The sequence below is a fragment of the Oceanobacillus sp. MO10714A genome, assembly GCF_037072045.1.
Taxonomy (GTDB): Bacteria; Bacillota; Bacilli; order Bacillales; family Amphibacillaceae; genus Oceanobacillus; species Oceanobacillus indicireducens.
In genome coordinates this window covers 1-13,966 of record NZ_JAXHDC010000036.1, presented here as the reverse complement: position 1 = coordinate 13,966, position 13,966 = coordinate 1, and the positions used below count along the sequence as shown (strand labels likewise).

At 41.5% G+C, this 13,966-nt stretch carries 11 protein-coding genes; 4 read left to right on the top strand and 7 right to left on the bottom strand.

Translation table 11 applies throughout. The features are described 5' to 3' along the window. Positions 1–184 precede the first annotated feature (184 nt). Positions 185–1,387: a M20 family metallopeptidase gene (locus tag SPD53_RS14895; RefSeq protein ID WP_336253039.1), complete on the top strand. Its 1,203-nt coding sequence runs from the start codon at positions 185–187 to the stop codon at positions 1,385–1,387. A gap of 192 nt (positions 1,388–1,579) precedes the next feature. Here the strand turns inward: SPD53_RS14895 and SPD53_RS14890 are convergent, their stop codons facing one another. Both SPD53_RS14890 and SPD53_RS14885 read right to left on the bottom strand, forming a co-directional pair. Then, complete coding sequence (locus SPD53_RS14890; protein ID WP_336253038.1) at positions 1,580–3,391, bottom strand: YhgE/Pip domain-containing protein; 1,812 nt, start codon at positions 3,389–3,391, stop codon at positions 1,580–1,582. 11 nt (positions 3,392–3,402) lie between these two features. Next, a complete protein-coding gene (locus SPD53_RS14885; RefSeq protein WP_336253037.1) occupies positions 3,403–5,385 on the bottom strand; it encodes an efflux RND transporter permease subunit in 1,983 nt (660 codons plus the stop codon). Between the two features lie 234 nt (positions 5,386–5,619). On the opposite strand from SPD53_RS14885, the gene SPD53_RS14880 reads away from it, so the two are divergent. From SPD53_RS14880 to SPD53_RS14870, 3 genes are all read left to right on the top strand, one after another. After that, positions 5,620–6,204, top strand: a complete 585-nt coding sequence (locus tag SPD53_RS14880) for a TetR/AcrR family transcriptional regulator (RefSeq protein ID WP_336253036.1) — start codon at positions 5,620–5,622, stop codon at positions 6,202–6,204. Positions 6,205–6,495: 291 nt separating this feature from the next. After that, complete coding sequence (locus tag SPD53_RS14875; protein ID WP_336253035.1) at positions 6,496–7,353, top strand: malate synthase; 858 nt, start codon at positions 6,496–6,498, stop codon at positions 7,351–7,353. A gap of 471 nt (positions 7,354–7,824) precedes the next feature. Continuing rightward, positions 7,825–9,285: a DASS family sodium-coupled anion symporter gene (locus SPD53_RS14870; RefSeq protein WP_188856337.1), complete on the top strand. Its 1,461-nt coding sequence runs from the start codon at positions 7,825–7,827 to the stop codon at positions 9,283–9,285. Between the two features lie 187 nt (positions 9,286–9,472). On the opposite strand, the gene srtB is transcribed toward SPD53_RS14870, so the two are convergent. From srtB to SPD53_RS14845, 5 genes are all read right to left on the bottom strand, one after another. Then, positions 9,473–10,264 carry a class B sortase gene (gene srtB / locus SPD53_RS14865; RefSeq protein WP_188856261.1) on the bottom strand — a complete coding sequence of 264 codons (792 nt, stop codon included), beginning with the start codon at positions 10,262–10,264 and terminating at the stop codon, positions 9,473–9,475. Positions 10,265–10,287: 23 nt separating this feature from the next. Beyond that, complete coding sequence (locus SPD53_RS14860; RefSeq protein ID WP_188856260.1) at positions 10,288–11,058, bottom strand: ABC transporter ATP-binding protein; 771 nt, start codon at positions 11,056–11,058, stop codon at positions 10,288–10,290. Then, positions 11,048–12,031, bottom strand: coding sequence for a FecCD family ABC transporter permease (locus SPD53_RS14855; RefSeq protein ID WP_188856259.1), 984 nt, complete (start codon positions 12,029–12,031; stop codon positions 11,048–11,050). Before SPD53_RS14855 ends, SPD53_RS14860 begins: the two co-directional genes overlap by 11 nt. A 23-nt stretch (positions 12,032–12,054) precedes the next feature. Continuing rightward, the gene (gene isdE / locus SPD53_RS14850) at positions 12,055–13,008 is read right to left on the bottom strand and encodes a heme ABC transporter substrate-binding protein IsdE (protein WP_268239577.1); all 954 of its coding nucleotides are present in this window, start codon (positions 13,006–13,008) and stop codon (positions 12,055–12,057) included. A 291-nt stretch (positions 13,009–13,299) separates the two neighbouring features. Continuing rightward, positions 13,300–13,966, bottom strand: a 667-nt coding sequence (locus tag SPD53_RS14845; RefSeq protein ID WP_336253034.1) for an NEAT domain-containing protein, incomplete at its 5' end; no start/stop codon positions are given.

The following is a 13,966-nucleotide window of genomic DNA, read 5'->3' as shown; positions in this document are numbered from 1 at the left end:
CATTAACGTCCTGTGCGTTGAGGCGTCGGCTGTGCCTTAGGATGCGCATCCGTCCACCGGGCAACTGAACGGCGATTAGAACGCCATAATTAGTGAACGAACCAGACACTTACGCTGAATAGAAGTGATTCGGATTCATTAGACGTGTTTGTTGGTTTATTAAATTCAAAAGGAGGAGTTTTTGGTGGCGATAACGCAAGCTGTGAAAGACGTATTAATACAATCGATTGAAAATAATAAAGAACATTATTTACAAACGAGTCATTCCATCCATGAAAATCCGGAAATTGGGAATGAGGAATTTTTCGCTAGTGATTTACATATTAAAAACTTAATTAATGAAGGATTCACAGTTGATAAAGCTGTTGCAGGCCATGAAACTTCTTTCTACGCGGTAAAAGATAGCGGAAAACCTGGTCCTTCTGTTGCATTTCTCGCAGAATATGATGCCCTCCCGGGAATTGGTCATGCATGTGGCCATAACATTATCGGAACATCAAGTATTGCAGCTGCTATTGCGCTTTCAAAAGTGGTAGCGGATACAGGCGGACGCGTAATTGTGCTTGGTACACCCGCCGAAGAAGGTGGACCGAATGGCAGCGCAAAAGGCAGCTTTGTAAAGCATGGCTACTTGAAAGATATTGATGCTGCACTTATGCTCCACCCAGGAGGTAAAACGACGCATTCCCAAGATACACTCGCTGTAGAACCTCTTGATTTTAAGTTCTACGGGAAACCGGCCCATGCGGCTACTTCCCCAGAGAAAGGAATTAATGCACTCGATGCGGTTATCCAATTGTTCAACGGTATCAGTGCATTAAGACAGCAACTCCCGCAAGACGTGCGAATTCATGGAATCATAACAGATGGCGGCGACGCTCCAAATATCATCCCTGAATATGCAGCTGCTCGCTTTTTTATCCGGGCTGAATCGTGGAAGAAAACAGAAGAGGTCGCAATTAAAGTCCGTGCGATTGCTGAAGGAGCAGCCCTTGCCACCGGAGCAAAAGTAGAAATTGAACGGTTCCAGAATGAAGTAAAAGACTTTGTCATTACTCCCCTGCTCGATAAAGTGCTTGGAGAAGAATTAACAGCAGTGGGAGAAGAAGATGTCATTCAGGAATCTGAAGGAAAAATCTCGACAGACGCCGGTAACATTAGTCATGAGGTTCCCACTGCCCACTGCTATATAAAAATTGGGCCTGAGGATCTCGTTGCCCACACGGTTGAATTCCGAGAAGCCGCTAAATCCAAGCTGGGAGATCACGCGCTCCTTACCGGTGCCAAGGCATTAGCAACAACCGGCTACCGCCTGCTCTCGAATCAGACTTTGCTCGAACAAATTAAGAATGAACACAAGAAATCTATTGCAGAGAAAAACGCGTAACATAAAGTGAAACTTCATTCAGTTGGGGTTTCCTTATCTCCCCACTGAATGTTAGTTGAACAGAATCAGGGTTTTACGGACTGTATACCCCTCCTTCACATCTTGGGCTTCCCTCATGTTTAGAGGTGGGGGTATTACAGACCGTTAATGCGTGATAACAAAAAGATGCACCCATATTGAGGTGCATCTTTTTTATCTGAATAAATCCAAAAACCGTTCCCAAAGTGATTTCTTTTCAGGCTCTGCTTCTTCTTCCTTATCTTTTTCTACTTTCTCAATCGGTTCCGTTTTTAAAACAAATTGAACTGAATTCACTTCCTCATTCTTCTCGGAAACAAATGAAACGGCTTCAAAATCAGATTTATCATATTGTGCAAGCATTTCATCAATTTCTTTTGTTACCTGTTCCGGCATATCCTGTGTCGCTTCCGCAAGTTCAGATGTCCCATTACGAAGTTCAGAAACACCGTTTGCCAGTTCACCAGTACCGTTATTTAATTCACCAATCCCCTGATTGATTTCTGCATAGCCCGAAGCAAGTTCCCCAACACCTTCTGTATACGCAACAAGACCAGAATGGAATGCTTGGTAATTAGCAGATAACGTCGAGATGCCTGCTTGTAATTCTTTTAATCCACCTGCCGGATCCATTTTATCAAGAAAGTCACGGAATCCGTCCATCATATCTTCTATAGAGGTTGCCATCGTTTCCAGGGAAGCAGTAATTGTTTCCAATGTGCTTGTTACAGAGGTAAAGGCTTCTTTTACTTCGGCATATGTTCCTTTTACTGTCAGCGAGGCAGTATACACTTCAAGCAATTTATCTACTGTTTCCTGATTCGCATCACTTTGTTTTAACGCAATAATTTCTTCTTCGGTAATCTCATGGGCGGGAATTGCCTCTATCGCTTGATCGAGGGCTTCATACGCTCCACTGAAACCATTTTTCAAGCTGATAAGCCCTTCCTTAATCTCCCTTAGAGCCTTAGCAAACTCTTCTAAAGCAATTGTAATCTCATTAAAACCACTGCCGTCCATTCCCTTAAATTCACTTAAAGATTTATCAATTGCGTCCAGTGCCCCCTGGATTTCTTTTGAGCCACTTATTAATTCACTAGAACCGTTATTTAATGCATGAATCCCATTTTGATATTCACTAGAACCGTTCTGCAGTGCTGTTGTACCGTCATGAAGCTCTTCTGTTCCACTTTTTAATCCGAGCACGCCACGGTCAATCTCTTGAAGCGCATCAGCGAGTGTGCCGATTTCATCCGTAAACTCATCTGCATCTGGAGCATCTATTGACATGCTTTGCGGAACGGCAGCTATATCGATGCCAGACAGTTCCAAATCCGTTACATCTGCCGTCGTTGATAATACTGCTTCCTCTTCCGGCATGACAGAGTATGTTACTTGAATGTCTTTACCGGCATTGGCGAGGACTCCTTCTTCCGTTTCAACATTACTCGTCTTCTCCCCGTCCAGCGTAAAGGATATTTGCAATAAATAATTATCAAAGAAAACGGAATCGATTGCTTCATTTTCAAACGTCTCTATCAGGATTTCCAGGGTCCCATCTTTACCAGCTAGCTCCTTTGCCGTTACCTCTTCGCCGTCCAGCAAATACGTAATTTGGAATTCCCATGGAAGACTCGTATGTTCCAGCGTCCCTTGATAAAAAAACTTGCCTTCAGATGCTGTCAATTCGACCGTATCCCCAGATTGAGTAATTTCAGTTAAATCGGTAAGGTTTTTTACACTGCTGTATTTTCCATAATCTACAACTTGCCCTCCTTCACTCACCTCCAGACTATTCACGATATAAAGTTCTTTCCCTATCCCATCAGGACTTAAGGTTGCATAAACCACTTCATCTTTACCTACTACCTGCCCAGCATTGTCCACATCGGCTTCCTTCTCTTCATTGCTGGAAGCAGCCGCGACCGGGAATGTTCCCGGCAGAACGAGGAAAATACTGAGTAAAACAATCAAGACTTTTTTCATCGTTCTTATCATCACTCCTTGAAAAAGTTTGCTTTCCATGTTGTTTTTTCAATTACCTTATCACATAACACAAGTAATGCCGGCAGGAAGATAATGACTAAGAGAAATGCTAGCAATGCCCCTCTGCCGAGCAATAATCCAATGGAAGATACAATTGGATTCGTCGATGTAAGCCAAAGTATGAAGCCGACAGTAGAAAGAATAGATGCTGAGATCAAAATGGCAAAAAACTTGTCATTCAGCGATTGTTTTATTGCCTGTAATGCCGGCATTTCCTTCCGTTTCAATGTATAATCCTCGGTCAGTAAAATCGCATAATCAATCGTGGCCGCAAGCTGTACAGTACTTACGATAAGATACCCGACGAAAACAAGTGGTGTTTCTGTAAAGTACGGAATAGCCAGGTTAATCCAAACCGATGCTTGAATCGTCAGTAACAAGACAATCGGGAAGGAAAGAGACTTGAATGCTACAATAAGTGCAAGCGCAATCGTTACAATCGTCATCACATTCACGAATGTATTATCATCTGTGACGACAGATTTAATATCATATAACGTAACACTCTCCCCGAGCATATAGAAGTCCTCATAGTAATCGCTCGTCATCTCTTCTACTGTTTTGACTAATGCGAATGCTTCATCCCCTTCATCCTCCGTTGTCGTATTTAAGATAAACCGGCTGTAATTGTCTGAATAAAACTGTTCTGTTATGTCTTCATCCAGGTATTCAAGTGGAATAGCAGCACCGACCGTCGTAACATAACTCATGATGCTTTTCACTTCATCATTTTTAAGCAAATCTTGGGCCAGCTGCTCTTCCTTCCCGATATCACCGCTCGGAACAAGCAGGACCATCTGTGTATTTTTTCCAAATTCATCCTCAATCTTCACAATATCAATACCTGCCCTTGTCTCTTCTGGTTGTTCACCAATTCCGTAAATAAAATCCGTTTGGCTCTGTGCCATAAATGCTGGCACAATAAGAAGGATCACAAGGATTAGAACTGGATATTTTAACTTCATTAAACCCTTTCCAACCCGGTTTAAGCTGGGAATAAATGGACGATGCTGTGTCCTATCAATCCATTTATAAAACATGATCGTAAACGCTGGAAGGAAGACCATAACACTAATAAAGCTAAAGACGATTCCCTTCACCAAGTTAAACCCAAGGTCAGAACCAATTTCAAAGTTCATTAAGCTTAGTGCAATAAATCCAAAAAACGTCGTCGACGCACTGGCAATAATTGCCGAAAACGAGCGCTTAATCGCGAGTTGCATTGCCTCTTTCGGATCCCCAACCTTCTCCCTGTAGTCGGAGAAACTATGCAACAGGAAGATCGCATAGTCGAGTGAGACGGCAAGCTGCAGGATCGGAGCAACCGACTGGGTTACAAAGGATATTTCTCCGATAAAGATATTCGCTCCAAGGTTAATCAGGACTGAAATACCAATTGCCATCAGGAAAAATAATGGCTCTACCCATGAAGTTGTTGAAAGGATGAGGATAATAATGATAATCGGAACGAGCAGCGCTGTTGCGTACATCGTTTCTGTGAATGCCATCTTCTGCTGGGTCGCCGTGTCCATCGCTTCACCTGCTAGCGCATGCTCTTCACCGATTATTTCATAAATTTCATCCGTAATTCGTACCTCTTCTCCATCAGCAATAACGAAGGAAAATAATGCATTATTATTTTGATAATAACTTTCCACTACATCTTGATCAGCAACTTCAATCGGGGTCTTGATATCCATCACGTCATCAAGCCAAATAACATCTGTCACCCCATCGATTGTTTCGAGTTTCTCCTTATATACGAGTGCCTCCTGTATGGATACATCATAAATCATGACATTGGCATTGGGAATTGCTCCTTCGAACTCTTCCTCCATCACTTCAATTGCTTCAGTTGATTGAGCATTATCCGGCAAATAATCAACCATATTATAATTAACGGAAACGAAAAATTGGAGGATGACACTAATCATAGCAAGACTTACAAACGTAATAACGATCGATTTTCTTTTTTCAATAATCCAAGCTGCAATCTTTATCGTATCTCACCCTTTTCTATCTGCTTACCTTTACTTTTATATTCTATCACGCTAACATTATATAAAACACAGTGTTGGTTTATCAACAAACAGTTTGATAAAATTCGTCCAATATCCAACTTCCTTTAAGAAAGTGTTGGATAATTCTAAAATAAAGGGGACAAAAAGATGACATCTGAAAAACTTGACCGAAGAAAAAAATATACACGGATGGTTTTAAAGGACAGTCTTCTCCAGCTGTTAAAGCAGAAATCTTTTTCCCAGGTTACAGTCAAAGAAATATGCGAGCGAGCTGATATTAACCGTTCAACCTTCTATGCCCACTACCGTGATCAATTCGAGCTTCTTGAAACAATTGAAGACGAAATCGTCATGGATATGCAGCAATATATGAACACGTACAACTTACAGGAAAAGGAAGACGCACTAAAGATGACGGAGAAATTGATTAGCTATTTCGCCGCCAAGCAGGAAGAGTTGATTATCCTGTTAAATGTTAGTGATGAGACGTCTTTTGAACGGAAAGTAAGAGAAGTTGCACAAGCTTCTATTCGGAGTGAATGGATCATATCTGAACAAACCGATCAACAGCTCTCTTCTTATCTGACTGCATTCATCATTAGTGGAAGTGTGCATGTACTGAAGATGTGGTTGCTCGGCGGAATGGAGGAGCCACCGCATAAAATGGCAAGGCTCATTAATAATTTAATTAACCATGGAATCTATGGGACTGATTGGGAAATGTTCCCTTGATTCAAAGCTTTTTCAGTAGGAACAGCTGAAATATTAATACAGAAAAATTTTCATTATACAACAGGTAAAACATCATTGTCAATAGATAACTTGTGTCTTTCCCTAAAAAGTGTTATAATATAGTTGTTGTAATTATACGACGATACTTTTCCAGCGCATCTTCATTGAGTTTTGAATTTGGATGCTCTCTTTTTATTTCAAAACTCACCTGCTGTTGGACAGGGAAGCATACATGCAGAAGTCGTATCGCTCGAGAAGAATGTCGTGGGCATAATCTAAAGGAGTGGAAAAATGAATCTGATTGACAAAAAGGTCATGCACAAAAGTTTCGGTAATGGTAGTATTGTTGACCAAGATGATGAGTTTGTAACAATTGATTTTGATGAGGTAACGAAGAAGTTTGTTTTTCCTGATGCCTTTGGAAAGTTTTTAAAGCTCAAAGATGATTCGGCACAAGCTACATTAAAACAAGCTATTACGAAGATTGAAGCAAAACAAGAACAACTCGAGAAAGAACGGGAAGAAGAACAAGCACAGCGAATTTTGGAACAGCAACGGATGAATGAACTTAAGAAATTACTGAAAAACCATCGACTCCATGATAAATCCCAATTAGTATTTTGGCTTGAGGATACAGAAGAAGAGCAAGCTTTTACCGATTGGCGAGTATTCGCTGGTGAAATTAGGAGCGGTAAAAACGAAGGTAAACCGAACAAGCCCGTGCGTCTCCATCAAAATAGTCTTGTTTTGTTAACAAAACGGGATGATAAAGAAGAAGAAAAGGAACGAAAAATTGTCGGCCTTTACATGGTAGAAGAAACATTTATCGGCAGATTGGCAGAAGATGGAATCATTCCTGCCCATTCTGAACTTAGATTAAAACTTTCCGACGAAGAAGCGGAAGACATGCTATTTTGGAATTACTATATTAATGAAAAATATCCGCACCGTATGACATGGAACACAGGAAAATATCGTTATTTTGATAACATTTGGGCAGCGCAAATCTTGAAAGATATTATTGCACTTAAGAAAGATCCGAATGAATTGCAACTTGCTGAAGAATTCTTCTTACATTTCTGCAAGATGAACCAACTCGAACCAAACGAAATTCCAGAGCCAAACGGTGCTTTAAAGTATAATCAATAATGTGATCAAGAGGTTAAGCCACTAATATGTTCGGCTTAACCTCTTTTTTCTTTGTCTTGAAAACTAAAATAAAAATTCTTTGGATAACTTAAATTTGCCACGCATCTGGCGCAAGCGCCTTTGTTATTTGCCGTTTTGTTTTCACGATATGGGGAATAGTAAGTTAGCTGTAAAAGTTTAACAAATTGTCAGAGATAAGTTATTATAGCATCTTCCATTACCGTATAATGAAGGTAGGGGTTGGTAATGCTTTCAGTAGTAAAGTGAAACTTCATTTAGTGGAGGGAGACGCACAAGATGAGCTGGTGCCGTCATTACGACAGATGCTCGTGTTAAGTCGAGCGTTCTCTTCCCCACTAAATGTTAGTTGAACCAATCGGGCCGTTACTGGCTGTTGATCCCACACTTTTAGTTCGGAGTTTTACAGCCAGTAATACTGCAGCAGATACAACGTTAGAGGAGGAATTACATATGAAAATAAACAGCAGAAATTTCAGCATTCTACTTATTGCAACGGCTGTCATGTTCGTTATCTTATTGTTACCAAATCCGGAAACATTGCCTGTAGCCGGACAACGTGCTCTTGCTGTGCTTGCTTTTGCCGTTATTCTCTGGATAACGGAAGCAGTAACATATCCAGTGAGCGCTGTGATGATCGTCAGTTTACTCGCATTATTTATTGGTCTATCCCCTACAATAGAAGACCCATCTGTAACGTACGGTACAAGCGAGGCTTTAAGTATGGCAATCGGCGGATTTAGCTCCACTGCCGTACTACTTGTCGGTGGTGCTCTCGTTCTAGCCGCAGCGATGGAAATAACCGGCTTACATCGGCGCATTGCTTTATATATCTTATCGAAAGTGGGTACACAGCCAGGCCGCCTTGTTATGGGTACAATTTTAGTAAGTTTTGTCCTAGCCTTATTTGTTCCAAGCGCTACAGCTAGAGCGGGTACACTCGTACCGATCCTCCTAGGAATTGTTGCCGCCTTTGGTCTAGCGAAAGAAAGCAGGCTTGCGGCCTTATTGATGATTACTGCAGTTCAGTCGATTTCAATCTGGAATATTGGGATTAAAACGGCAGCCGCACAGAATATGGTCGCTTTAGGCTTTATCAAAGCCGAATATGGAATGGATATCACATGGGGCGCATGGTTCTTATACGCCGCTCCTTGGTCAATTATTATGTCTGTTGTCTTGTATATTGTCATGACTCGACTCATTAAACCTGACATCCCAGATATAACGAAAGGAAACAGTCTCAAAAAACAACTAGACGAGTTAGGTAAGATGTCTTCTAAAGAAAAGAAACTTATCATTATTGCACTCGCCCTGCTTATCCTCTGGTCAACGGAAGGATTGCTCCATCCATTCGACTCGACGACCATTATGATTGTCGCTGTAGCTGTCATGTTGACTCCGATTGTTGGAATTTTTGGCTGGAAAGAAGTTCAGCAAAAGGTACCTTGGGGAACGTTGATTGTCTTTGCTACTGGTATATCACTTGGAACCGTCCTATTGTCCACAGAAGGAGCATCCTGGTTGTCAGCGAACTCTTTTGAAGCAATGGGGCTTAATTCGATGCCACTCGTTATGATGATTGCATTGCTTGCTGCTTTTAATATACTGATCCACCTTGGCTTTGCAAGTGCGACAAGTCTTGCTTCTGCATTCATTCCAATCGTTATCGCGCTTGCAGGCAGTATGGAGGCAACTAACTTTAATGCAATTGGGCTCGTAGTCATTATGCAGTTTGTTGTAAGCTTCGGATTTCTGCTTCCAGTGAATGCACCGCAAAGTATGCTTGCTTATGGAACAGGAACCTTTACGGCAAAAGATTTCCTAAAATCGGGAATACCATTAACCGTCATAGGCTATCTTCTCATCATTATTTTCAGTGCCACATATTGGCAGTGGATTGGATTGTTGTAGGTATTAAGAGATTAGTGGTTTACTACGATAATGATTAAAAAGTTAAAATACCGATAGATTGGAATAACATATAAAGAAGAGTTTTTGCGCGTTTAACACTGGATAACAATTGAAATAAATCGAAAAACACAATACATCTAAAAAAAGCAGGTAACTCACGAAAATCCCCTTGAGTTCCTGCTCGTTTTTATTGAACGGCATGCATGGAGCCACCGTCTTTTTTCGTTAATTTAGCTTGCACGACAAATCTTCCTTTAAATTCGTCCAGCTCATAATCACATGTCGATAAGGTAAGGATATGATCATCTGCATTGACGTCCACATCCGTTTCATATAAAGAATGGGAAAGACTCTCCTTTAACAATGCGTTAAAATCTTCATCATCGGCAAATTCAGTTTGAATATAATTGAAATCGGTCGTCGTATTATAGACAGCGAAAACTTCTGCCACGTAGCTTTCATATAACGTATCAAAGGTGAATGTTTTATGTTCTTCGTAAAATGCTTTGTCCGCGTATTTCGTTAAGCCTTCAAACATCGATTGGTCCTTTGTGCGATGGCCATAAACGATTGTATTCTTGCCAAGGGATGTAACATCGTTCCGGTAATCCATAAAAATGCTGCCGAGAATATTATAATTTTTATAAAAATCCTTGCGTAAATAATCATTGTTATTATCCGCTTGAAGGATAGGATAATCAATTTGCGTCCCGTCTACTGTAATCCATCCAACCAGCTCTTCATTTTCACCTAGCAAAATATCGAAACCCGAACGGACTTTCAGCTCATCGCCATCATTATCTGCCCACTCTGTAAAACCTCCACCTTCATAAAAGGTTTGCTGAAGATCATCCATTGTTTTACTGTTTTTGTGATAATCAAGATACGTACTGATTAACCCATGGGCCGCATAGACGAAAACGCCTGCACATACGAGTGTTACTCCAATTGACAGTATCCGTTTCATTTTATTATTCATAACCTCCACCTCACCTAAGTCGGTTAAATTCCAATTGGCACGATATACATGCCAAGCGCTGGATCATCTTTGACAACGACATTTACACCATACACTTCCTGCATCAATTGCCTGGTAACAATATCCCGCGGATTACCATGGGAAATGATCCGACCGTTTTTCATCGCAATGATTTCATGACTGTATTGGATTGCCTGATTGATGTCATGGAGGACCATCACAATCGTAAGACCTTCCTCTTTACATAGCTCTTTTACCAATTCTAGTATCTCGTATTGGTAAAAGATATCCAAGTTGGCAGTCGGTTCATCCAAGAATAAATACGGTGTATCCTGAGCAAGCGCCATCGCAATCCACGCCCGTTGTTGCTGACCGCCGGATAGATTGTCTAACGGGGCATGGCGCTTTTCGATTAGTCCGGTACGTTCCAGCGCCCAGGTCACCTTCTTTTCATCCTTGTCTCCGTGCTGCGTGAAGGCTGCTTTATGGGGAAGTCTTCCGTAATAAACTAGCTTTTCGACCGTCATTCCAGACGGAGCGTTATTTTGCTGATGTACAACCCCAAGCTTTTTCGCAAGTTCTTTCGGTTTATATTGTTTAATTGCTTTTCCATCTAAGATGACGCTGCCTTTTTGTGGTGCGAGATTATTCGTAAGGACGCCAAGAAGTGTTGACTTCCCCGAACCATTCGGACCAAGTATCGTCGTAATTTTCCCTGGAGTAATACTAGTTTCAATCCCATGCAGTCTTACTACTTTATCCTGATAAGAAAAGGTTATATCTTTAATTTCCATAAATCCGATCACTCTTTCTAAGTAGGAATATCAGGAATGGTCCACCAATTACGGCCATAATGATCGATGCCGGTATCTCAATTGGTGCCATGATTGTCCGCCCCAAAGTATCCGCTGTTACAATAAGCAGGGCTCCCGCAAGCGCTGAAAATGGGATCAATACTTTATGGTCATTCCCAACGAGTACTCGTCCGATATGCGGAACAAGCAGGCCGACAAAGGTGAACATCCCGGCAATCGCTGTTGCAATCGATGCAAGCAGAACAGCTACAACAGAGATGATGAATCGCGCTCGGTTCACCTGGAAACCGAGATTACGCAACGTTTTATCCTTTAAACCTAAATGGTTACACCATGCATAAAGCAGCAGGCTAAGCAGAAGACCAATCGTCCCGTACAGTGTGATAATCCCCACATCATCCCAGGTCTTCATGGTGAGTGTCGATGCATCAACGGAAATACCTGACATGAGACTGCTTGCATTTTGCGCGGATAACAATTGACTAAGCCCCGTGAACAATGCATTAATCGCAACCCCGATCAAAATCATCCGCAGCGGATCAAGCCCTGACTTCCATGCAAATAGATAAACGAGCAAGAATGCTGCCGCCCCACCGATGAAGGAGAATAATGGTGTATAGAAATAAAGTGTCGGGAAAAAGGTGATCATCAAAATTGAAACGAATCCAGCACCTGAAGATACCCCGATTATACCTGGTTCAGCGAGCGGGTTCCGTAAAACTGCTTGTAAAAGCACACCGGAAACCGAGAGGCAAGCACCTGCAAATAAAGCGATAATGATTCGCGGCAGGCGCAAATCTTTTATAATTTCCACATTTTCATTTGTACCTGTAAATAATCCAGTAATAAGATCTCCAAGTCCGACTTCAATACTGCCCGTGATCATGGAATAAAGACTTACAAAAAGAAGCAAGCCAATCACGGCAATAAAACTGATTAACTTTTTGTACATCTAAAAAACCTCTTTCGTAAGCCCTACTCTACTAATTCCGGGTAAAGAAATCCGACTAACTCCTCCAGTGCCTCTGCAGCTGCCAAGTTAGCTGTTGTACCAAAACGGGTCTCTTCTAAATCATAGACTCTGTCATTCTGAACTGCTTTAAAATGATTCCAAATATCATTTTCCTGGAATTCCTTATTGAACATTTCCACTACCTCATCTGGCATACCGTGGGCCATTCGTAAAATAATATCGGCATCAGTCTGCTGTAAAACTTCCGTATTTGCTGATACGTACTCTAGATCGGTATCGGCAATTGCGTTCGTTCCACCAGCGCGGCGGACTAAGTCACCGACATAGGAATTTTCCGTTGCGACAAGATAACTGCCCGGGACACCTAGAAGAATAAGTACTTTTGGTGATTCCAATCCTTCAATTTTCGCTTCTATTTCCGTTAATTTCCCTTCGAATTCAGCTACTAGTTCAGCAGCATGATCTTCACGATTATATTTTTCACCAAGTGCTTCAATTTCTTCATACATATTTTCCACACTGTCTAAATTCATATATGTAGCTGGTACATCTGCTTGGGCAAAGGAATCTTGCACATAATCGGCCAATGTCGTTACGGTAAGCACATCTGTTGGTTTTAAGGAAAGGATGACTTCCATATCCGGCTCCATCGCCATACCGATTTCTGTAACGCCTTCATAACGGGCTGGGAGATCTTTATAAGATGTTGGAACCCCTACAAGATCTAATTCCAGTTCGTCCATCATTTCTACGATTGCCACGGTTGTTGCAATGATGTCACCATCTGTTTCCAGGGCCGGTTCAGCTTCTTCCTCTGTTCCTGTTTCCTCTGTTGTTTCAGCAGCTTCTTCTGAGTCTGCACTTTCGTCCGGGTTCGCTGCTGATTCATCAGATCCGCAGGCAGCTAGTACAATCATAAATAAAAGCATTAAAAATACATATAATTTATTTTTCACTGTTTACACCTCTTTTAAAAAATTGCGCATCATTATGTATAAAGGATAGAAGGAGAAATAATCTGAGGCGCTAGAAAGTTGGGGAGTTAAAATACAAGTCGGGACAATTCAGATCCTGGTGTTCGTCAGGTTCTGCATGTCCCGTCTTGCGTAGATTAACAGCCAGTAACGGCTCGATTGGTTCAACTAACATTTAGTGGGGAAAAGAACGCTCGACTTAAGCACGGGCAGCTGTCTTTACGACGGCCCGGCAAATCTTTTGCGTCTCCCCCTTCTAAATGAAGTTTCACTCTACGCAAAGCGTTTTTTCAGTTGCACAGCTAACGGAATTGCTGATGCAATCAATAATAGCAAGTACAACATAATGTTTGTTTCTTCGCCTGTTTTTGGGTTAGGCCCGCTTGAGTTGGTGTTCGTATCAACAGACTTATTTCCCGTGATATTATTGGAATCACCTAGTAGCGGTTTTTCCGGTGTGTTTGGATCTAATTTTTTATTACCAGATTTGGTATCATTATTATTTCCTGGATTGTTATTTCCTGGAGTTATACCAGCATTTTCTTCCGGATCTTGCGCATTTTCAGCATCAGGTCCGTTTGCATTTGTTGATGCAACTAACAGATAATTGCTTACATCAATAGCTTTCATACTGCCCGGATCAAGTATGAGCCTTGCAGTGTGCTCCTGGTTTTCATAAACTCCTGGAACGGTAAGTACCATATCAAGAATAATTTCGTCCGTTAATTTACCGCCAATCTTTAGCTGATAAACAACAGAACCATCCACATTTTCTCGAACGAAAACGAACTCGCCAAACTCATTTTTGATGGAGTTGATAAACTCGCTTCCTTTAACAGTGACTTGCAAGTAGTAGACACCATCTTTTTCTAAAAGAATAGCTGGTTTAACAAAGAAACTGTCTGCAGCAGATGGGCGATCCTCTGTTTCATGTTTGATT

Bases quoted from the DNA above. Each gene is read 5' to 3' on its own strand.
- srtB (WP_188856261.1), bottom strand. From the start codon at position 10,264: ATGAATAATAAAATGAAACGGATACTGTCAATTGGAGTAACACTCGTA.
- SPD53_RS14855 (WP_188856259.1), bottom strand. From the start codon at position 12,031: ATGTACAAAAAGTTAATCAGTTTTATTGCCGTGATTGGCTTGCTTCTT.
- SPD53_RS14880 (WP_336253036.1), top strand. From the start codon at position 5,620: ATGACATCTGAAAAACTTGACCGAAGAAAAAAATATACACGGATGGTT.
- SPD53_RS14890 (WP_336253038.1), bottom strand. From the start codon at position 3,391: ATGAAAAAAGTCTTGATTGTTTTACTCAGTATTTTCCTCGTTCTGCCG.
- SPD53_RS14870 (WP_188856337.1), top strand. From the start codon at position 7,825: ATGAAAATAAACAGCAGAAATTTCAGCATTCTACTTATTGCAACGGCT.
- SPD53_RS14885 (WP_336253037.1), bottom strand. From the start codon at position 5,385: ATGATTAGTGTCATCCTCCAATTTTTCGTTTCCGTTAATTATAATATG.
- SPD53_RS14875 (WP_336253035.1), top strand. From the start codon at position 6,496: ATGAATCTGATTGACAAAAAGGTCATGCACAAAAGTTTCGGTAATGGT.
- SPD53_RS14860 (WP_188856260.1), bottom strand. From the start codon at position 11,058: ATGGAAATTAAAGATATAACCTTTTCTTATCAGGATAAAGTAGTAAGA.